Source organism: Yersinia nurmii (genome assembly GCF_001112925.1).
Classification (GTDB): Bacteria; Pseudomonadota; Gammaproteobacteria; order Enterobacterales; family Enterobacteriaceae; genus Yersinia; species Yersinia nurmii.
In genome coordinates, this window is the sequence record NZ_CPYD01000018.1 from 21,201 (window position 1) to 40,250 (window position 19,050).

Here is a 19,050-nt window from a genome sequence, read left to right on the forward strand (position 1 = left end):
GAGAAAGTATCCAAAGTGGCAGGAACCGCCAGCAAAGCCGTAGATACCGCGAAAACTATGGCGGTCATGGCCTCAAAAGGCGTAGATGCGGCGAAAAATATCGGTGGAAGCGCCAGCGGAGCTTTGGATAGTGCCCAAAATATCGTTGCTGGCCCAGCATCTAAAGCGATGAAAACCGTACAGGGTGCAGCATCACAAGCGACCGGCGCGATTAATAGCGCCAAAAACACCGTCGGGCGTGCGGCGGCGATGGCTGGCTCGGCAACGAGCCTCAGCGGCGTAGCGGATTTACTGGGTGGGATAAAACAGCCTTCAGGACTGCAATTTACGCTCACCGCCAGTGGCTTGCCGGAGCAGACTCTCGTCGTGGTGGATTTCAGCCTGAGTGAAGGATTGTCATCGCCTTTTGTTTTGCATGTTGGTCTGGCCAGCGCCGATCCTGCCATTGCGTTTGACGCGGTGCTAGACGAAGCGGCCACTCTGTTTATCTGGCGTGAAGGCGAGCTGCAACGCAGCATTACCGGTATGGTCTCCAGCTTTGAACAGGGCGATACCGGTTTCCGCCAGACGCGCTATAGCATGGTGATTCGCCCCGATTTCTGGCGTACTTCTCTACGTCATAACTCTCGTATTTTTCAGCAGCAATCCATACAGACCATCGTTGCTTCGCTTTTGCAAGAGAACGGTATCAATGACTTCGCCTTCGCTTTGCGTAATCCGCACCCAGAACGCGAATTCTGCGTGCAGTATCAAGAGTCTGATTTCCATTTTATTCAGAGACTTACCGCCGAAGAAGGGATGTTTTACTACTTTGAATTCGCCAACGGAAAGAACACGCTCATATTTGCCGATGACGTCGGTTCCCTGCCGCCGGGAGCCGTTTTGCCTTACAACCCGACCAAAGCGGCACAGGCCAAAGAGCTCAGCATCAATACTTTTAAACGCAGCGCACAGGTGCGAACTGCCAGCGTGCAGTTGAAGGATTACACCTTTAAAAATCCGAACTGGGCAGCGGAATTCAACGAACAGGCGCGAGAGTTGGAAAATCAGCGTCCGGACTACGAACACTTCGATTTTCCCGGTCGTTTTAAAGACGAACAGCACGGGCAGGATTTCACTCGCTATCGGCTGGAAGCGCTGCGCAATGATGCCAACTTAGGGCAGGGCGAAAGTAATGATTTCCGGCTGCAACCGGGTCAGCTCTTTACCCTGACTAGCCACCCTCGGGCCGATCTTAATCGTAAATGGCAGTTGGTCAGCATTCAGCATCACGGCAAGCAGATGCAGGCGCTGGAACAGGAATCAGGCGATCAGGGGACGGTGCTGTTTAACAGCTTTAGCTTTATTCCGGCCAGTCAAAGCTGGCGGCCAACGCCGTTGCCAAAACCGGTAGTTGATGGCCCGCAAATCGCCATGGTGGTTGGGCCGCCCGGAGAGGAAATTTATTGCGATCAATATGGGCGAATTCGTCTGCAATTCTTGTGGGATCGCTATGGCAAATCCAACGATAACAGTTCCTGCTGGATTCGGGTGACGCAGCCGTGGGCCGGACAAGGTTGGGGGATGTTAGCCATTCCACGTATTGGTCAGGAAGTGGTGGTGGATTTCCTCCATGGCGATCCGGATCAGCCTATCGTGACGGGGCGCACTTATCACGCCAATAACATTCCTCCTGGGACCCTGCCGGGCAGTAAAACTCAAATGGCGTTCCGATCCAAAACCCATAAAGGGGAAGGTTTTAACGAACTGCGTTTCGAAGATGAGAAAAACAGCGAAGGGCTGTTTATGCACGCGCAGAAAGATATGACCACCAATGTGCTTAACGATCGGGTGACCACCGTGGTTCACGATCATACCGAAAGCGTCGGCCACGATCAGGTGATTTCCGTGCGTAACGATCGCCATAAAGAGGTTGCGGGTAACGAAGTGACTTCTATCACCAAGCAGCGCCGCATCATGGTTCAAGGCAGTAGCAGTCTGGAAGTCACTGGCAGCATCATGATCCAGTCTTCAGCCGAGGGGATTCAGATCGGCACCGCCGGAGCCAGTATTACGTTGGATAATGCGGGCAATATCACCATTGAGGGCGCCAGTATTACGCTGAAAGGCAACCCGATAAACCTCAATTAACGAACATTCTTCACTAAATAATTATAAGCCACGGAGCGACTAAACATGACTCACCCTGCTTACCTAATGAATGAAGGCACATTAGCCATTCCAGCCAACTGGCGCGATGAAACCATGAATGTGTTTATTGCCCCCGACGACAGCGGAATCAATTTAGTGGTAAGCCGTATGGGGGTTCCGGTCGGGCTGGATAACGAAAGTTACTACGCACAAGTTATCGAGCAATTTCAAACCAGTCTGCCCGGTTATAAAGAGCGCAGCCTTACGACCGTCACGTTGAGCGAACAACCGGCTCGTTTGCTGGAATATTTCTGGAAAAGCCCCGAAGGGGAAATGCATCAAAGCGTGGTGATGCAGGTGCGTGGCACCAAATTACTGACCTTCACCATCACCTCACCAAAAGCCCTGGCGGAGAGCCAAAAAACAGCGTTGCTGGCGATTATTTATAGCTATCAGGCTGTGTAAAAGTGTGTAACGCAGGAGGCGTTTCATGTCGTTAACAGATGATATTGTGCAGCGAATTGCCCGAGTTGGGGCGATTCATGCCAGCCCCAAACCGGTCAGTTCTGGCGCGCCCGGACCGGCTGCGGCGCGATTGGGCGATCCGATCAAGCATGCCAGTTTTCTCGGTGCATTAGCCGGAGCTGTGGTTGGGGCACTCATTAGCGTAGCTATTTTTGCCGTGGCTGCTGCGGTGGTGGTGGGTTCCGGTGGGTTGGCGACCGTGGCAGTATTGGCGTTAGGCACAGCCGGGACTTTTGCTATGGGTGGGATAATCAGCAAGGCTAGTTCGGCGGTCAGCGCAATGGTAGACAGCGTTGGCCCGACGGACGGCGTTCTACTCAGCGGCTCTGGCGATGTATTTATCGAAGGTAAAGCAGCTGCCCGCGCAACCGGCGATACCGCTATGTGTAGCAAACACAGCGCGCCGGCGACTATCGCCCAAGGCAGCGAAAGCGTTGCCATCAACGGTATGCCCTCGGCGCGGGTGGGGGACAAACTGACCTGCGGCCCAACCATTAAATCCGGCGCATCTACGGTATTTATCGGTTCCGGTCAGGGTGGCTATCTAGAAGTGGCTGAAGAATTTTCCATGTTGGAAAAAGCCATTCTGATCGCCGTAGAATTCTTGGTTCCACCGAGTAAAGGTCTATTAACCGGCACAGCAAAACTGTTTACCAAAGCGGGGAGTAAAGCCGCAGCCAAAGGCGCAATCATGGGTGCTAAACAGGCTGCGAAAATATGCGCGGGTAAAACCTTATCTTGCGTAACTGCCGCATTTAAAAGTCATAAAGGCATAGCACGCTTTACTGAAGCGGGTAAGAAATTCGTCAAGGGTGACCCTATTGACGTGGTCACTGGTCAATTGGTCGAGCAGCGTACCGATCTGATGTTAGGCCAAACCTTGTCGCTGGCGTTTACCCGAACCTGGGCTGAGGGCTGTTTTGGGGTATTAGGGGCTAATTGGGCAGATAGCTTCAGCGAATACGCGGTTATCGATCCTGAAAATGACAGTATTGAGATTTTCACTCAGGAAGGCAGTTCTCTGAACTTTTCGCTACCGGATGGCTATGCGTTCAGTTTTAATCCGGATCACCCTGATTTCACTGTGACGCGCGGCAACCAGGGCGTCATCCTGACGGATCGCCGCAGCGGTATTCAGCGTCATTTCGCCTTAGTCGGGCAAAAGGATCAGAATAAATTTCTGCTTAGCGCTCATCAGGACACTAACGGCAATCATATCGATTTTTGTTATGACGAAAGGCAACAGCTCACGCGCATTTGTCACAGCGACGGTCCGGAACTGACGCTGATCTGGAATGCGTCGCAGCAACTGACCGAAATTCGCCGCACCGACGAAGGTTTATATGATGTTCTGGCGAGTTATCGCTATCACGACAGCGGTTTTATGGCGGAAGCGGATAGCACCGAGTTATACCATCTTTTCTATGAATATAACGCGCAGGGTTGGATCAGTCGCTGGCATGATAATGATCAAACCTGGACGGCATATCATTATGATGCGCAAGGACGTTGTACCGACAGCATAGGCGCAGACGGTTATTACCCGGTGCACTTTGACTATTTGCCGGGGCTAACGCGAGTCAGTAACCCGCAAGGAGCAACCACCGAGTTTTATTTTACTCCGATGAATCAGGTGACCGAGGTTCGTTCTCCCACCGGAAATATCACCCGATACGAGTACGACAGTTACGGCAATCTGTTGTCGCAGATCACTCCTTCAGGCCATCAAATTACCCTGAGCTACCTTAAAGACACCGGTCTGGTGACTTCATTTACTAACGCTATGGGTGCCTGCTGGCAATACAGTTATGACGATAGCCAAAGACTGTTCGGCATTACCGATCCGTTAGAGCGTACCTGGCTGCAACAGTATGATGAAAAAGGGAACCCCCAAAGTTTTACCGCACCAGACGGCAGCAGTATCACGTTGGAACGTAATGAATTTGGGTTGGTGACTACGCAAATTCACAGCGACGGTAGCCAGCGCAGAATGGAATACGATCATCACCAGCGTCTGTTCCGCATTTTCGATGAAGAACAGCGGGTGATGAATCTGCGTTACGACAGCCGGGATAATCTGCAAACTCTCAGCACCCCTGGCGGAGCCTTATGGCGCTGGCGCTATGACAGGCATCAACGGCTGGCGGTAAGCGATCGCCCGAACAACAGTCAGGAGCACTTTACCCACGATCGTCATGGCAATCTGACCCAATATCATGATGCCAACGGGGTTAGTTGGACGGTGGAATACGGCGCTTTTGACCTACCGATTTCCCGCCGCGACGGTGAAGGCCATATCTGGCGCTATCGCTACGATGCTGACACGCTACAACTGATAGCAGTGACTAATCCCCAAGGCGAATCCTACCGCTATACGTTGGATAGCGAAGGGCGGGTCATAGAGGAACGGGATTACGCCGATGCGGTGTGGTATTACCGCTACGATGCCGAGGGAAATTGTAGCCAGAAGCAGGATGCGCTAGGGAATATCACGCATTATAGCTACGACCCTTGCGGGCGCTTACTGACCCAGAGCAACCCGGAAGGAGCGACGCAGTATCAATACGATATGATGGGGCGTTTGCTGAGCGTTACCGCACCGGATAGTACTTTGCACTTTGAGTATGACGAACAGGATAGACCGATTCGCGAGATTCAGGTAGCCGGTGAAATTCTGCGTCGTTATCCGGATAACCAGACGTTGGAACGAGAAATTACCAGTGTTGGGCACGAGTCGGGCAGTTGGCTGACTCGTATTGGCGTAAACCGCACCGGTGAGCTTATTCAGCTGGAATTGCCAGCCGGACAAAGTTTACAGCTACAGCGGGATGCCGCGGGGCAGGAAGCGGGACGCGAAGCGGCGGCGGGTTTTATGCTGCGTCAGCAATACGACCTGATGGGGCAGGTTATCCATCAACGCGCAGGCCGCAATACGCGGGTATTCCGACAGGAAGAACTGAGTGACATTCCTCAGCCTACGTTGGCCGAACTGGATCGCGAATATCAGTATGACGCTGCTTTGCAGTTGGTTGCGATCAACGATGATGTTGAACGACTGAATTATGTTGTCAATGGCAACGGACAGGTGATTTCGGTCAGCGAACGTAATCAACTGCGCGAGCATTACCGTTACGACGCCAGCGGCTATCCACTACTCAGGCGGGTGGGCGATCAACAGTGCGGCGCAGAGGATGAAATTTATCACCGCGGCCATCGTTTAAATCGTCTTGGTAATCAGCTGTATGAATATGACGCCGCTGGCCGAATGACGGCGCGCCGTACGCAACAGGAAGGCTTCCGACCGGAATACACGCGATTTATCTGGAATAGCCAGAACCAGCTGGTGGAATTGCGCAAACAAAATGGTGATAGCTGGCGCTACCGTTACGATGCCTTTGGGCGGCGTATCAGCAAAACCTGTGAACAGCAAGGCATCCGTGTGAGCTATTTATGGGACGGTGATGTTATTGCTGAAATTCGCGATTATCGACAGGGCGAGTTGCAAAAAATCCGACATTGGGTGTTTAATGGCTGGGAGCTGATAGCGCAACAGGAATGCCGAGTCAGTGAGGGCGAGGTAGGCGAAGTCGAAACTCACTACGCGGTCAGCGCCCCAACGGGGGAACCCCTCGCGCTCTTTAACCCCGCAGGAAAACGCGTCTGGCAACGCGCCAACCATTCGTTATATGGCGCAGCGCTGGCGAAAGTGCTCAACCACAGCCAGCCAGAACCCGGTTTAAAATTCGCCGGCCAGCTTCTGGATGAAGAATCGGGGCTGCACTACAACCGCTTCCGCTACTACGACCCGCAGGCCTGCTGTTACTTAAGCCCGGACCCGATAGGGCTGGCGGGGGGCGAGAACCCGTATGCTTACGTTCCTAATCCATTAAGTTGGGTAGACCCATACGGGTTAGCTGTATGCCCAATGCGTGAAGTGAATGGAACAAAGATATTTGGTAAAGGCCAAAAAGATGGAACCCCTGGTCACGATCAGTTCTCTGAAGCTATAGCTAATAAATTAGCTATGAGTGGTAAGTTTAAAGAGGTTTATTTAAATAGGTCATATAGCTTTGCTAATGGCAAGGGAATATCTGGACGACGACCTGATGTTATGGCAATTGATATGAATGGCAAAGTTCATGCTATAGAATTGGCATCTAAAACAGATATGGGTAAAAAACTGCCAACACTTACGAGTCGTAATGATACTGCAATGAGTAACTTGCCATTGAATAAGCAAGGTGAAGTTCTTATCCTTGAACATCCATTTAATGCGCGAGATATGAAGTCAGCATTAGATAACTTAATCTCAGGAATATAAGAGGAATATATGTATTCTGGAATGGCTGTATATAACACTGAGAATATGGACGAAAAAACTGCGTGCGAACTAGGTGAGAAGCTATTTACCGATATTGGCATGCCTATTACTGGTGCCGGATATTATAAGATGTTAAAAAAAGGTGATCATCCAGGCGATCACGACATCATAGAAATATCATTCCCTGACCTAAAGGAAAAAATAAAGGATAATGCGGTTACCGCTTTTAGAATATATTCAGAGCAGAAAGATGCACAGCCGTGGAATGCATCTTTTGGTTATATGACCAATGAGTTCGGTGGCTTCAATTATATTGATGTGCAATATCCAAGTGTAGCTGATGACTCCAAGGCTACAACTGAATTTTTAAGTTCACTGTCTGATAACATACCATATTCATATGGTATTAAGTACCATAGTGATAAAGTCACCAAAGCGTTCTACTATGCCACTGGTGATAATATGGTTAATATATATCAATATGAAAACGCATCTTTATTTAAAAGAGAATGTCCAGGTAGGTTTAAAGGCCAGGAACGTTATAAAAATACGATGCTAAGGATGGTTTATCCTATTAATGTGATTAATAATCATCATCTTGATATTGTTATCGGAAATGTTAACTTGAAAGAGTGGATATCAAGTGATGAAAAGCATGGTTCCCTTGAAGGGTTAAACAATAATCTGTGGCTATGGACCGTTGAGGATACTGAACTCGACGAGTTAAATAGGTATCTTGGTGAGGCCGGAGTATTAATCTCTTGGAAACCGTTAGCCACTAAGAAAACAGCTAGAAAATTGCCATAAATAAAAGCCGGGAAGATCATCGTTGGATCTCCCCCGGTTATTTTTTATCTGCTGTGACGCTAATACGTTACCCTTGCTGAATATGAATCACCACCTGACCGGGTATTACGCTGATCGCCAGCGGTTGCCCGGTCAGGCCGCACTGCGTCAGCCAGTCCTCTGGCAGATACAGCTTGCCGTTATCCCGTATCTAGTTCACGCAACCACAGCCAGCCAGAACCCGGTTTAAAATTCGCCGGCCAGCTTCTGGATGAAGAATCGGGGTTGCACTATAACCGCTTTCGCTACTACGACCCGCAGGCCTGCTGTTACTTAAGCCCGGACCCGATAGGGCTGGCGGGGGGGCATAACCCGTATGCGTATGTGCCAAACCCTCTATCTGCAATAGATCCTCTGGGTCTTGCTACATGTAAAGTATACAGACAAATAACGCCTGATGATTTGGCTAGACTGGAACAAGGATTGGGGATAAAACCAAAAGGAATTAGTGGGTCAATTGCAGATCATGTCAAAGGCCTTGATACTGAACATATCTCAGCATCTCTTACAAAAGAAGCAACAAACCGGTTTAGAAGTTGTAATGGATTAATAGAAATTGACGTAAAAAAAGCCATACAAGGTGGGGCGAAATTTATTGACCATAATAACGTTCTCCAAGCGGCTGAAAAATTTGGTTCACTTATTACTAGAAGAGATGCAAAAAGGGCTTTAGAAGTCTTGTTTAAAGGCGAAATTCCTTTTGATGCGATAAAAATCATTGGAAAATAAAGGAGTAAGAATATGCCTGCTTTGTCTGAGTATACAAATGTATATAATACTGCGTTGAATATTCTTGATAAGAAAGGGTTTAGAACTTGGTATGATGATGAGATAGATATGTTTTGCGCTGAGAAAAATGGATGGGATTTTATGGCGGAATCCCCCTGTGCTCTCCTCGGTGTTGTATCTATCTATGAATATAAAAAACCTAGTTCATATAGCGAGTATTGGTGGCGGTTAGAGGAGAAAGACCTTTTCCCTGATACACAAACGAAGAAACCATCTTATGTATCTGTTATGGAAAAGAAATAATAAAATAAGTCGAGGAGATCCTATCTGGATCTCCTCGGTATTTTTATCTTTAATTATGCCAATGCATTATCCTGATGTACTCGAATCACCACCTGACCAAGCATCACGCTGATCGCCAGCGGTTGCCCGGTAAGACCGCACTGCGTAAGCCAATCCCCCGTCAGATACAGCTTGCCATTATCCCGTATCTAGTTCACGCAACCACAGCCAGCCAGAACCCGGTTTAAAATTCGCCGGCCAGCTTCTGGATGAAGAATCGGGGTTGCACTATAACCGCTTTCGCTACTACGACCCACAGGCCTGCTGTTACTTAAGCCCGGACCCGATAGGGCTGGCGGGGGGGATGAACCTGTATGCTTATGCATCAAACCCACTGACATATATTGATCCGCTGGGTCTTTCGAGTTGTATTTTAGGTCGTAATATGGGAGCAAGAACCGGTGATGGCATGGCGAATCACCACCTTATTCCTGAAGAATTAATGAAAGATAAGAACTTTAAATCTATCTTCGATCGCCTTAAAAAGATTGGTTGGGATGGTGATGGGGCCTCAAATGGAACCTTCTTGCCTGGTTCAAAAGATCTTGCTAATACTATGGGAATACCAGGTCATTGGTCTAACCATAATCAATATACAGGTGAAATAAGAAATAAACTATCCCAACTCGCAAGACAAGCAAATAGATTGAGTGATACACAGTTGGCGTTAGGGGTGAAAGAAATTCAAGACTGGGCAAGAAAAGGTCTTGATAATAATTTGTTTAGAATAGATCCTAATACAGGTAGATTATTATGAATAATAGTGAAAGTGAGTTTTTTGTTATCGAATACTCTCCTAATGATGAAGGGATACCACACTTTATGGATAAAGAGTGGGTGCCAGAATTACCTGATTATGATCTTTTTACGGCACCACCATCGCCAGATGACTTTTCAAATGGTTATGCAGTTAAGGTAAAATCATATAAATTAGATGGTGATTATTTCCCACATGATAACTTAATTTCATCTGATATGTTAACGTTACTCTCTGAGCTGAATGTGAAATGCATCAGCATTCCTGTTACTGTTAGTTTATACAAAAATAAGACCCCATCAAAAAAATATTACTTATTCTATATGCTGTGTTATTTATCTATAATAGACGAATCTAACTCAATATTTACTATATCAACGGATATAGAAACTGGTGAGCTTAACACACCAGAAGACAAAGGGTTAGATAAAATATACTATGAAAAGATAGATAAATTTAAAATTAGAGATGATATACAGGAACATTTATTTTTATGCAAGGAAATATCAAAACCTGTATGCTCATTATTATTTAAAAGTGAATTTGAAAAGCTTAAATTAACGGGTGTTACATTTGAGAGAATAGATGATAATTACAAGTATGATGCTTGGAGTGGTTGGTAAATATTATTAGGTGTTTAAATGGCAGGAAAGATCCCCTCTAGATCTTTCCTGCTATTATTATCAGTTGCTATGCCAACATATTACCCTTGAACTTGAATCATCACCTGACCAGGCGTCACGCAAATATCCAGCGGTTGCCCGGTAAGGCCACTCTGCGTTAGCCATTCCCCCGCCAGATATAGCTCGCCGTTATCCCGTATCTAGTTCACGCAACCACAGCCAGCCAGAACCCGGTATAAAATTCGCCGGCCAGCTTCTGGATGAAGAATCGGAGCTGCACTATAACCGCTTCCGCTACTACGACCCGCAGGCCTGCTGTTACTTAAGCTCGGACCCGATAGGGCTGGCGGGGGGCGAGAATACCTATGGGTATGTGCATAACCCGCTGGGATGGATAGAACCCTTAGGGTTGGCACCTTGCCCAACCCCGCCTAAAAAAATCAACCTAACTAAAGATGGTGTTCAGCATGTTAAGGATAGGCATGTTGGTAACGTCCCTGGCTGGTCACACAAGAGTAAGTGGACTCTCAATAGTGCTGATGTCAAATCAACCATAAGGGATGTATTCCGTAAGCCAGATAGAGTTATTCGCGATGGTGATCGTTTTATATATGAAAAAACTTTGAAAAGGGATGTAGGTATAACCCCAGAGGGGAAATGTTGAATAAAGTAAGGGTTGTGACTGAATCAAATGGTGATTTAGTTACGGCATTCCCGCAAAGTGTGTTTAAAGATCTTAAGGCAACCGATGTGATTTTTTGAGGATATTATGGGACTAGATATGCATATTACGACAAAAAATAATGAAATTATTCATTTTGTTATGAGCGAAACCCTACATTCAAATATATTCTCTTCTTCAACCAGATGGAGTAGTGCAAAGAATTTAAGAAAGATTAAGGATTACTATAAAACTGACTGTTTATTGAAAAACAAGGATGCTAGTTCTTTTATTCACGAATTATCTGAAATGAAAGACAGAATCATTGAAGGAAAAGATGAGCTGCATAAGATCATTGAAAAAATAAACGGAAAAGAAATCAGTTTTATTAGAATAAGCGGTGATTAGTAATCCTTGAAATCAGCCGGAAAGATCCCCGTGATCTTCCGGCTTTATTGCTTTTACTGTGGCGAATACCCGTGCCAGGCCAGCGCCGACTGTAACCGCCTTATCGCATCCTTGATAAGCCAGGCTTCATTGTCATCAACCGCACAGGCGCGTATCTCCGCCCAGCTCAGCCGCCAGTGCCATCGCTTCCTCGTGGCTCAGGTGCACTTCCTCTAGCTGCTCAATCCCAGTTCTCATATTAGCCACCTTCCCTTAAACGGTTTTGTAGTCACCAATCAGCTCGCGCATTCTCAGCTTAATTTCACTGATTTGCTCGCGCTGGTATTGCTTTTTGAGGCTGTTCGTCTCGTCACTGTCTGGGATCAGTACTAAACAGCCATCCATGATCTTCACCGTGACCGAGCCGCCAATCTCAAAGCCTGCCTGTTTAAGCCATTATCCTTTGCCGGCCAGTTTCTGGATGAAGAATCGGGTCTGCACTATAACTGCTTCCGCTACTACGACCCACAGGCCTGCTGTTACTTAAGCCCGGACCCGATAGGTTTGGCGGGGGGAGAGAGGCCGTACTCATACGTACATAACCCGTTGGGGTGGATTGATCCGCTTGGGTTAGCGACGTGTCCTCCTGGAGGAAATGCTGGTAACGATGGCTATAAGTTCTCTTTCGGCTCACTTCGCCATATTTTAAGAAGACACTCTCCTCATGTTGGCCCCCCTAAGCAAGAACCATATGTATCAATGAAGCCTAAAAGGCAAAAAGGTTCGCTATTCCCATCGGAGTGGAGCAATAGAGATATTGCGCATGCTACAGTGGAGGTTGCTAATAATCCTGCAAATCAAGTCATTTCTAATAGGGAAGGGTTCTTTGGTAAGGTATTTGAAGGCACATCGACCCAAAATGGGGTAACACAAAAAATACGTGTTATTACAGACCATGTTGATCCGCATATTGGTGGTACTGGTCCAGGTTTTATAACATCTAGTATTCCAATTAAATAAGAGATGGTTGATGAAATATACTACATGTCAAAATTGTTATTCTAGCTATGAATCGAACCTGGAAAGATGTCCAGATTGTAATGCATCTCAAGGTGAAAAAGATGATGGGTTAATAGTTTTTACAGAAGAAGCTCGCTCTGAAATATCACGACTTGGCGGCATTGTGTATGATGTTATTCATCTTCCTGAAGATCGCTATTTAATTCCATGTGAGTGGGGGGTGCTTCTTTATAATAATGCCAAAAAATCTTTTTGGCATTATCTCTGTGGAATTGTTGATGCAGTTGTGGTTAATGAATATGTGGAGATCACACATGGAGATAAGAGTGATTATCTGACACTTGATGATGGAAGATTAGTTAAAAGGGAGAATGTTGGCTAACTCTCTTCTAGTAGGAATGATCCAGTTGGGATCATTCCTACTAATTATTACCTGTTAGTGCACATACAACTCTGTTAAATCTGAATATCCACCTGACTAGGCATCACGCTGATCGCCAGCGGTTGCCCGATCAGGCCGCACTGCGTCAGCCAGTCCTCTGGCAGAGACAGATTGCCGTTATCCCGTATCTAGTTCACGCAACCACAGCCAGCCAGAACCCGGTTTAAAATTCGCCGGCCAGCTTCTGGATGAAGAATCGGGGTTGCACTATAACCGCTTTCGCTACTACGACCCACAGGCCTGCTGTTACTTAAGCCCGGACCCGATAGGGCTGGCGGGGGGAATGAACTTATATAGTTATGTTCCGAACCCACTGACATATATTGATCCGCTAGGTCTTTCAGCTTGTAGTGCTGGTAGTGCTAAAACCTCAGCTAAAAATATGTCTTTTTCTGACTGGATTAAGGCAAAAGCTAAAGGTGGAAATGATACTCACGTTTATATAGGATACAAAGGCGATAAGCCTGTATATGTAGGCATAAGTAAAGACGTTGACATTCGGGCACTTCAGCATGGTGATAGATTTGATAAACTTGTCCCATTGACTGACTCTCCTCTGAATAGAGGTCATGCACGAAGTATTGAACAGGCAATTATTCATAATAATCCACATTTTGAAAACTCAATAAACAGTATTAGTGCGACAAGAAAATTATATTCAGATGCTGTCTCCTGGGGCTCTGGTTGGTTGGAAAATAATGGATTAAAACTCAAATGGTAAATAAAGAAACGATCTTAATTGAAGGTGGTAAAAAAACAAAATGGCCTGGAAAAGGAGATGTTTTTTATTTTAAAATCAGTGGGAAAAAATATTATTTTGGTCAGGTTTTCTCAGATAAAATGTCTATTGGCCCCTTTAAAAATACGTTGATTGTATGCGTTTTTAATACCTCCAGCGACAATGTTCTGACAGATCCATTTCTAAGTGGTAATTCACTACTTATACCTCCGGTAATTACGGATAATTCTTGCTGGAAAAATGGGGTATTTCATACAATAAGTACTCAGGTGGTTGATGAGTCGTTGTTAAAAAGATTCTTGTTTGTTAATCCTCTTAATGATAAGGCATATGGACTCAGTGATGAGATATATGAGGGGGAAAGAAATGAGATGATATTAGGTGAGCGTTCTCTTTGGTTCCATTCTGAAATAATAAAGAAAATAGAGGAGGCGTTAAACTAAAAATTGCCGGAGGAGTCCCCCTCCGGCTTTTGTTATTGTACCTACATATTCACTCGCTGACCTCGAATCACCACCTGACCGGGCATCACGCTAATTACCAACGGTTGCCCGATAAGACCGCACTGCGTCAGCCAGTCTCCCGCAAGGTAAAGTTCGCCGTTATCCCGTATCTAGTTCACGCAACTACAGCCAGCCAGAACCCGGTTTAAAATTCGCCGGCCAGCTTCTGGATGAAGAATCGGGGCTGCATTATAACCGCTTCCGCTACTACGACCCGCAGGCCTGCTGTTACTTAAGCCCGGACCCGATAGGGCTGGCGGGGGGGATGAACCTGTATGCGTATGTGCCGAATCCTCTGACATGGATAGACCCTCTTGGCCTTGCAGGTTGCGGTGCATATAAAGGTAAATTAAGTGGTAAGGCTTCTGAAATGAAGCCATTGGTCAAAGGAAGCAAAGAATGGAAGCAAGCAATTAAAGACTCACAAAGTGCTCTCGCAAACGGTGAGAAATTCCAAGTGAAAGTGCAGTCAAGTACCGATGCGAAAGCATTTTTGAAAGAATCGCAAGGTAATATGAATCGTTATAAAGCTCACACACAAAGTGCGCGCCCTGATGGTGTTCCAAAGTACCCGAAAGGATATGAACAACACATGGGACCAGAGGGTGGATTCGGCGACTCACCACATATCAAGTGGTATAACAATGGAACGGATGGTCATATATTCTATGACATACCTAATTGACAATGAAAAATAAATACAACTTTGAACTTCTTGAAAAAAAAGAAATTTACTCTGGTCGGGATAAGAGTGAGTTATTTTTTTCTATGTTGAGTTTAACTAAGAGTGGCAGCTCAATATATTTAATGGATACGTTTAATGAGTTAGAGAGTAAACTAACTGATGAAACTTTTTACATTGCCCATAACCTTGTCTCTCGCAAGGGCAAGCAGGTTTACTTCAATGGTGAAATAGTTATGGCATCTAGGAGTTGCTTAATTGAATTTTTGAAGAAATCGCTTGAAATAAACGACTTGAGGGATTTTTTAATATCTCCCATCTTCGATGATTCCCCACATTATGTTGTGTTTATCAATGACGAATCATTTTATTATTGTATGTAGTTTGTAGTAAATAAGTAAACTACCGGGACATATAATCAGGACTCCCGGTAGTTATTATTTATCCTGTTTATTCTATTGAATCTGAATCACCACCTGACCGGGCATTACGCTGATTGCCAGCGGTTGCTCGGTCAGACCGCACTGCGTCAGCCAGTCCCCCGCCAGATACAGTTCACCGTTATCCCGTATCTAGTTCACGCAACCACAGCCAGCCAGAACCCGGTTTAAAATTCGCCGGCCAGCTTCTGGATGAAGAATCGGAGCTGCACTATAACCGCTTCCGCTACTACGACCCGCAGGCCTGCTGTTACTTAAGCCCGGACCCGATAGGGCTGGCGGGGGGCTGAACCCGTATAGTTACGTTCATAACCCGTTGGGATGGATAGATCCGCTGGGATTGGCTGGGTGTAATCTCAATCCTAAAGATATTCACTACATGCAAAGCTCAATTAAAAATCAAACATGAGCTCATACTGTTCTGGATAACGCTGCTGCATTAGCAAATGGAACACTTAAAGCTGCGGATCTACCTGCTATTAAGGTTTGGCGGGATGCTACAGGGAAAATATGGACTCTAGACCATCGAAGATTGGCCGCATTTAAAATAGCAGGTCTTGAAAGCGTACCAGTCCAATGGGCTACAGCCAAAGAAGTTGCAGGCCAAATGTGGAAAATGACAACAAAAACTGAAGGTAAGAGCATCATTTTAAAATTAGGTGATGGAATTAAACAGATAATAGGTGGTTGAAATGGAAAATGATTTATATCCTGTGGAAACTAGAAATGAATTAATTAAATTAATTTTATCTTTGGCTTCGGAAGCAAGAAATAATCCTGATGAGTGGGAGAATAATGATCTTCCATCTTTTTTAGAAGCGATGGCTTCATGGATGGAAGACATGGATGGTTTTTATAAGAATATGAATAAGCCATGCCCAGATAATGCCAGTTGGAGTGTCCTTGCTGACATATTAATGGCTGCCAGGATCTACGAATAACTAAAACAAGCCGGAATGATCATAAGGTATCTTCCGGCTTGTTTTACCTGTCATCATGCCAATATATTCCCCTGCTGAATCCTAATCACCACCTGACCGGGCATTACGCTGATTGCCAGCGGTTGCTCGGTCAGGCCGCACTGCGTCAGCCAGTCCCCCGCCAGATACAGTTCACCGTTATCCCGTATCTAGTTCACGCAACCACAGCCAGCCAGAACCCGGTTTAAAATTCGCCGGCCAGCTTCTGGATGAAGAATCGGGGCTGCACTACAACCGCTTCCGCTACTACGACCCGCAGGCCTGCTGTTACTTAAGCCCGGACCCGATAGGGCTGGCGGGGGGCGAGAATACCTATGGGTATGTGCATAACCCGCTGGGATGGATAGAACCCTTAGGGTTGGCAGCTTGTCCACTGGCAAACGCTGGTAAACTTAAACCACCGTTAGCGAAACCAGGCGAGGACTTATTTGTTGGCACATATAGCCAAGTCCGTGGAGCAAATATAAAGAGTGGTCTTAATCCAACCCATACACCGCATCATGCTATTCAGAATGCTGTTAGTCCGACGACACATGCTCGAGGAATAACGATAAACATGCGTAAAGATCTGCACGAATTAACATGGACATATAAAAAACCGTTTGTCCGAGGTTTAACAAATAGGCAATACCTAGCAAGAGACATTGTTGACCTGAGAACTATATTCCGTAATGCTGGATATAGTAAGGATGTTGTTAATAGGCAGTTGTCTGAGCTAATCAAACAAAACAAAGCACTATGGAAAGCTATGGAGCTATGAATATGAACAGAAATGAGGCGCTGTCTTTCTTACGTCATAATCAACCGATGCCGGATGATGACGTTTTAACACAAGAACTAATTAATAAATATGATGAGGCAAGAAAGTTTTTCATTGCTCATCCTGACAAAGAGGCAATCTCATTATTCCTTAACTCTTATGGTAATGGAGATGGGTGGGGAGTATATCAATTAGTAGAAGATTTTTTTTATAAATGCCATCGCGATGATGTAGTGTTGGAAATACAAAAAACATTAGAAAACCCATCTGTAACCGACAATGTAAGATACTGGGTTACCCAAGTATCAGCAGCATTCGCTGATGCCAAACTAAAAAAAGGCTTGGAAATATCGCTAAAATCGAAGAATGAAGATATCCGAGAGGCAGCACAGTTATCTCTTGATATGATTGATGACTAATATTAATCTGGGGGGATAATATTTGGATCTTCCCGGTTTTTTTATCTGTTGTTACGCTAACATATTACCCTGCTGAACCCAAATCACCACCTGACCGGGCATCACGCTAATTACCAACGGTTGCCCGATAAGACCGCACTGCGTCAGCCAGTCTCCCGCAAGGTAAAGTTCGCCGTTATCCCGTATCTAGTTCACGCAACCACAGCCAGCCAGAACCCGGTTTAAAATTCGCCGGCCAGCTTCTGGATGAAGAATCGGGGGCTGCACTACAACCGCTTCCGCTACTACGGACCCGCAGGCCTGCTGTTACTTAAGCCCGGACCCGATAGGGCTGGCGGGGGGGCTGAACCCGTATAGTTACGTTCATAACCCGTTGGGATGGATAGATCCGCTGGGATTATCAACCTGTCCAAATCTTGGAAAGGGAGATGATGCTATATTGGGGCCAGATGGAACACTGAAAAATGACACGCGTCCAGGACAGTCACATCACTTAAACCAAGATGCTGCGTTCCGTGATGTGATCCCTACAAATAGCGGTGCTGCTATTAAGTTAGAAGGTAACGTATTTACTCAACCAGGTACGCCACACTATGAAGCGCATAAGTCTCTTGAACAGTTCTGGAATCAATATAGACGTGGTGGGGCATTAAGTGGGCAGCGCCCTACAAACCTTCAATATACCCAAGCGCTAAAACATTCATTAGAGCCTGCTGGCTTATCAGCTAATCAAGCTGTTAGAAGCAGTATTCAGAATAGAATTCAATATGGCCTGCTCGGAGGACAAAAAGTCCCAAGGATTCCGGGTAGAATAAATCAGGTGAAACTATGAAAATATCTAAATTAGCGACTGAAAGGCTATTAAATATCAATTGGCTTTCAGATGTTGGTAATAAAATTAGCGTATCTGATGTGATTTTAGCAATGTCTTTAAATGAGGCTGGGAATTATTTATCTGATCCTGAGTGGGAAAATGTCACTTTGGAAGAGTCTAATGAAATATCAGGTTATCTAGCAACAAAATATACGGCTATATTCCAAGATTGGAATGAAGTTGCTAAAGAAGCAAAGTTGTTTTTTACTAATGATATAAAACCTAAGATTCCTAATTTAAATGATTTTGATAATACACTCTTGCATCAATGTATTGAATGGGATATCATTCAATATCTGATAGAGGATTTTTATAGCGAAAAGTTAAAGACTCCATTGTTCTTTAATAAGCTAGTTTCTATTTATGAGTCTGGTCATATACCCTGTGGTTGGGTGGGTAGTTGGCCTAAAGGTCAGTTGGTTGTATACTAATACTCTACTATAGTAGCCGTAAAGATCCTATCTGGATATTTACGGCTATTTTTATCTGTTGTTACGCTAACATATTACCCTGCTGAACCCAAATCACCACCTGACCGGGCATTACGCTGATCGCCAGCGGTTGCCCGGTCAGGCCGCACTGCGTCAGCCAGTCCTCTGGCAGATACAGCTTGCCGTTATCCCGTATCTAGTTCACGTAACCACAGCCAGCCAGAACCCGGTTTAAAATTCGCCGGCCAGCTTCTGGATGAAGAGTCGGGGCTGCATTACAACCGCTTCCGCTACTACGCCCCGCAGGCCTGCTGTTACTTAAGCCCGGACCCGATTGGGTTGGCGGGGGGCGAGAATCCTTATGCTTCTGTTCACAATCCCCTTACATGGGTCGATCCATTAGGATTGACTGGATGTTCTACGCTTGATCGTATCATTG

26 protein-coding genes and 9 pseudogenes are annotated in these 19,050 nt (G+C 45.9%); 24 read left to right on the forward strand and 11 right to left on the reverse strand.

All coding sequences use genetic code 11. The features are described from left to right. The first annotated feature begins 168 nt into the window (after positions 1 to 168). From AD970_RS17550 to AD970_RS17565, 4 genes are read left to right on the forward strand one after another with little or no spacing between them, the layout of a single operon-like run. Positions 169 to 2,130, forward strand: a complete 1,962-nt coding sequence (locus tag AD970_RS17550) for a type VI secretion system Vgr family protein (protein ID WP_162199334.1) — start codon at positions 169 to 171, stop codon at positions 2,128 to 2,130. A 45-nt stretch (positions 2,131 to 2,175) separates the two neighbouring features. Beyond that, the gene (locus tag AD970_RS17555; protein ID WP_049602084.1) at positions 2,176 to 2,595 is read left to right on the forward strand and encodes a DUF1795 domain-containing protein; all 420 of its coding nucleotides are present in this window, start codon (positions 2,176 to 2,178) and stop codon (positions 2,593 to 2,595) included. A 25-nt stretch (positions 2,596 to 2,620) separates the two neighbouring features. Then, the gene (locus AD970_RS19385) at positions 2,621 to 6,976 is read left to right on the forward strand and encodes an RHS repeat-associated core domain-containing protein (protein WP_053215285.1); all 4,356 of its coding nucleotides are present in this window, start codon (positions 2,621 to 2,623) and stop codon (positions 6,974 to 6,976) included. Positions 6,977 to 6,985: 9 nt separating this feature from the next. Further along, complete coding sequence (locus AD970_RS17565; RefSeq protein ID WP_049602087.1) at positions 6,986 to 7,783, forward strand: hypothetical protein; 798 nt, start codon at positions 6,986 to 6,988, stop codon at positions 7,781 to 7,783. A 67-nt stretch (positions 7,784 to 7,850) separates the two neighbouring features. Here AD970_RS17565 and AD970_RS20205 read toward each other — a convergent pair whose 3' ends face one another. Continuing rightward, positions 7,851 to 7,973, reverse strand: a complete 123-nt coding sequence (locus AD970_RS20205) for a SymE family type I addiction module toxin (RefSeq protein ID WP_072080691.1) — start codon at positions 7,971 to 7,973, stop codon at positions 7,851 to 7,853. 35 nt (positions 7,974 to 8,008) lie between these two features. On the opposite strand from AD970_RS20205, the pseudogene AD970_RS20605 reads away from it, so the two are divergent. Then, positions 8,009 to 8,194, forward strand: a pseudogene (locus AD970_RS20605) (RHS repeat-associated core domain-containing protein); the annotation flags it as partial. A 369-nt stretch (positions 8,195 to 8,563) separates the two neighbouring features. After that, positions 8,564 to 8,854: a hypothetical protein gene (locus AD970_RS17575; RefSeq protein WP_049602093.1), complete on the forward strand. Its 291-nt coding sequence runs from the start codon at positions 8,564 to 8,566 to the stop codon at positions 8,852 to 8,854. 53 nt (positions 8,855 to 8,907) lie between these two features. On the opposite strand, the gene AD970_RS19125 is transcribed toward AD970_RS17575, so the two are convergent. Next, on the reverse strand, positions 8,908 to 9,042 hold the full coding sequence (locus AD970_RS19125; protein ID WP_072080692.1) for a SymE family type I addiction module toxin: 135 nt from the start codon (positions 9,040 to 9,042) through the stop codon (positions 8,908 to 8,910). A gap of 26 nt (positions 9,043 to 9,068) precedes the next feature. Between AD970_RS19125 and AD970_RS20455 the strand changes: the two are divergent. Beyond that, positions 9,069 to 9,650: pseudogene (locus AD970_RS20455) on the forward strand (RHS repeat-associated core domain-containing protein); the annotation flags it as partial. Beyond that, positions 9,647 to 10,273, forward strand: coding sequence for an imm11 family protein (locus tag AD970_RS17585; protein WP_049602096.1), 627 nt, complete (start codon positions 9,647 to 9,649; stop codon positions 10,271 to 10,273). The pseudogene AD970_RS20455 and the gene AD970_RS17585, both read left to right, overlap by 4 nt. An 80-nt stretch (positions 10,274 to 10,353) precedes the next feature. Here the strand turns inward: AD970_RS17585 and AD970_RS19135 are convergent, their stop codons facing one another. After that, positions 10,354 to 10,473 (reverse strand): SymE family type I addiction module toxin, encoded by a 120-nt coding sequence (locus AD970_RS19135; RefSeq protein WP_072080693.1) that lies wholly within the window; start codon positions 10,471 to 10,473, stop codon positions 10,354 to 10,356. Positions 10,474 to 10,502: 29 nt separating this feature from the next. Between AD970_RS19135 and AD970_RS20610 the strand changes: the two are divergent. Together AD970_RS20610 and AD970_RS17590 are read left to right on the forward strand one after the other, a co-directional pair. Continuing rightward, positions 10,503 to 10,694, forward strand: a pseudogene (locus AD970_RS20610) (RHS repeat domain-containing protein); the annotation flags it as partial. 348 nt (positions 10,695 to 11,042) lie between these two features. Continuing rightward, positions 11,043 to 11,342 (forward strand): hypothetical protein, encoded by a 300-nt coding sequence (locus AD970_RS17590; protein ID WP_049602099.1) that lies wholly within the window; start codon positions 11,043 to 11,045, stop codon positions 11,340 to 11,342. Between the two features lie 53 nt (positions 11,343 to 11,395). Here the strand turns inward: AD970_RS17590 and AD970_RS20685 are convergent, their stop codons facing one another. After that, positions 11,396 to 11,512 carry a DUF7706 family protein gene (locus AD970_RS20685; RefSeq protein ID WP_435056113.1) on the reverse strand — a complete coding sequence of 39 codons (117 nt, stop codon included), beginning with the start codon at positions 11,510 to 11,512 and terminating at the stop codon, positions 11,396 to 11,398. An 82-nt stretch (positions 11,513 to 11,594) separates the two neighbouring features. Continuing rightward, on the reverse strand, positions 11,595 to 11,726 hold the full coding sequence (locus AD970_RS20365; protein ID WP_268872534.1) for a hypothetical protein: 132 nt from the start codon (positions 11,724 to 11,726) through the stop codon (positions 11,595 to 11,597). A gap of 48 nt (positions 11,727 to 11,774) precedes the next feature. Between AD970_RS20365 and AD970_RS20615 the strand changes: the two are divergent. The 3 genes and pseudogenes from AD970_RS20615 to AD970_RS17605 form a co-directional block, all read left to right on the forward strand. Next, positions 11,775 to 11,966 (forward strand): annotated as a pseudogene (locus AD970_RS20615) (RHS repeat domain-containing protein); the annotation flags it as partial. A 114-nt stretch (positions 11,967 to 12,080) separates the two neighbouring features. After that, positions 12,081 to 12,341, forward strand: coding sequence for a hypothetical protein (locus tag AD970_RS20230; RefSeq protein ID WP_049602101.1), 261 nt, complete (start codon positions 12,081 to 12,083; stop codon positions 12,339 to 12,341). A gap of 10 nt (positions 12,342 to 12,351) precedes the next feature. Further along, complete coding sequence (locus tag AD970_RS17605) at positions 12,352 to 12,723, forward strand: hypothetical protein (RefSeq protein WP_049602103.1); 372 nt, start codon at positions 12,352 to 12,354, stop codon at positions 12,721 to 12,723. A 74-nt stretch (positions 12,724 to 12,797) separates the two neighbouring features. On the opposite strand, the gene AD970_RS19155 is transcribed toward AD970_RS17605, so the two are convergent. After that, positions 12,798 to 12,911, reverse strand: a complete 114-nt coding sequence (locus AD970_RS19155; protein ID WP_072080694.1) for a SymE family type I addiction module toxin — start codon at positions 12,909 to 12,911, stop codon at positions 12,798 to 12,800. Positions 12,912 to 12,937: 26 nt separating this feature from the next. Between AD970_RS19155 and AD970_RS20235 the strand changes: the two are divergent. Then, positions 12,938 to 13,133 (forward strand): annotated as a pseudogene (locus tag AD970_RS20235) (RHS repeat-associated core domain-containing protein); the annotation flags it as partial. Between the two features lie 364 nt (positions 13,134 to 13,497). Continuing rightward, on the forward strand, positions 13,498 to 13,965 hold the full coding sequence (locus AD970_RS17615; RefSeq protein ID WP_049602106.1) for an Imm26 family immunity protein: 468 nt from the start codon (positions 13,498 to 13,500) through the stop codon (positions 13,963 to 13,965). Positions 13,966 to 14,006: 41 nt separating this feature from the next. Here the strand turns inward: AD970_RS17615 and AD970_RS19160 are convergent, their stop codons facing one another. Next, positions 14,007 to 14,135, reverse strand: coding sequence for a SymE family type I addiction module toxin (locus tag AD970_RS19160; protein WP_072080695.1), 129 nt, complete (start codon positions 14,133 to 14,135; stop codon positions 14,007 to 14,009). 35 nt (positions 14,136 to 14,170) lie between these two features. Between AD970_RS19160 and AD970_RS20240 the strand changes: the two are divergent. After that, positions 14,171 to 14,356, forward strand: a pseudogene (locus tag AD970_RS20240) (RHS repeat-associated core domain-containing protein); the annotation flags it as partial. Positions 14,357 to 15,162: 806 nt separating this feature from the next. Here the strand turns inward: AD970_RS20240 and AD970_RS20370 are convergent. Continuing rightward, positions 15,163 to 15,279, reverse strand: a complete 117-nt coding sequence (locus AD970_RS20370) for a SymE family type I addiction module toxin (RefSeq protein WP_072080696.1) — start codon at positions 15,277 to 15,279, stop codon at positions 15,163 to 15,165. A gap of 35 nt (positions 15,280 to 15,314) precedes the next feature. On the opposite strand from AD970_RS20370, the pseudogene AD970_RS20620 reads away from it, so the two are divergent. Further along, positions 15,315 to 15,838, forward strand: a pseudogene (locus AD970_RS20620) (RHS repeat-associated core domain-containing protein); the annotation flags it as partial. A 1-nt stretch (position 15,839) separates the two neighbouring features. Beyond that, the gene (locus AD970_RS17635; protein ID WP_049602116.1) at positions 15,840 to 16,088 is read left to right on the forward strand and encodes a DUF7660 family protein; all 249 of its coding nucleotides are present in this window, start codon (positions 15,840 to 15,842) and stop codon (positions 16,086 to 16,088) included. 53 nt (positions 16,089 to 16,141) lie between these two features. On the opposite strand, the gene AD970_RS20250 is transcribed toward AD970_RS17635, so the two are convergent. Next, positions 16,142 to 16,276, reverse strand: coding sequence for a SymE family type I addiction module toxin (locus AD970_RS20250; RefSeq protein WP_072080697.1), 135 nt, complete (start codon positions 16,274 to 16,276; stop codon positions 16,142 to 16,144). A gap of 35 nt (positions 16,277 to 16,311) precedes the next feature. Here AD970_RS20250 and AD970_RS20255 point away from each other — a divergent pair. From AD970_RS20255 to AD970_RS17645, 3 genes and pseudogenes are all read left to right on the forward strand, one after another. Further along, positions 16,312 to 16,503 (forward strand): annotated as a pseudogene (locus AD970_RS20255) (RHS repeat-associated core domain-containing protein); the annotation flags it as partial. Between the two features lie 180 nt (positions 16,504 to 16,683). Further along, entirely contained in the window at positions 16,684 to 16,887 is a 204-nt protein-coding gene (locus AD970_RS19940) for a hypothetical protein (protein WP_049602119.1), read from the forward strand. 2 nt (positions 16,888 to 16,889) lie between these two features. Further along, the gene (locus AD970_RS17645) at positions 16,890 to 17,306 is read left to right on the forward strand and encodes a hypothetical protein (RefSeq protein WP_049602121.1); all 417 of its coding nucleotides are present in this window, start codon (positions 16,890 to 16,892) and stop codon (positions 17,304 to 17,306) included. Positions 17,307 to 17,357: 51 nt separating this feature from the next. Here AD970_RS17645 and AD970_RS19185 read toward each other — a convergent pair whose 3' ends face one another. Then, positions 17,358 to 17,492, reverse strand: coding sequence for a SymE family type I addiction module toxin (locus AD970_RS19185; protein WP_072080698.1), 135 nt, complete (start codon positions 17,490 to 17,492; stop codon positions 17,358 to 17,360). A 35-nt stretch (positions 17,493 to 17,527) separates the two neighbouring features. Here AD970_RS19185 and AD970_RS20465 point away from each other — a divergent pair. Continuing rightward, positions 17,528 to 17,775: pseudogene (locus AD970_RS20465) on the forward strand (RHS repeat-associated core domain-containing protein); the annotation flags it as partial. Between the two features lie 359 nt (positions 17,776 to 18,134). After that, the gene (locus tag AD970_RS17655) at positions 18,135 to 18,611 is read left to right on the forward strand and encodes a hypothetical protein (RefSeq protein ID WP_049602124.1); all 477 of its coding nucleotides are present in this window, start codon (positions 18,135 to 18,137) and stop codon (positions 18,609 to 18,611) included. Positions 18,612 to 18,672: 61 nt separating this feature from the next. Here the strand turns inward: AD970_RS17655 and AD970_RS19190 are convergent, their stop codons facing one another. After that, the gene (locus AD970_RS19190) at positions 18,673 to 18,807 is read right to left on the reverse strand and encodes a SymE family type I addiction module toxin (protein ID WP_072080699.1); all 135 of its coding nucleotides are present in this window, start codon (positions 18,805 to 18,807) and stop codon (positions 18,673 to 18,675) included. On the opposite strand from AD970_RS19190, the gene AD970_RS20380 reads away from it, so the two are divergent. Then, positions 18,777 to 19,050: RHS repeat-associated core domain-containing protein (locus AD970_RS20380; protein WP_157045590.1), on the forward strand; the 274-nt coding region annotated here is incomplete at its 3' end. The two genes, AD970_RS19190 and AD970_RS20380, sit on opposite strands and share 31 nt — an antisense overlap.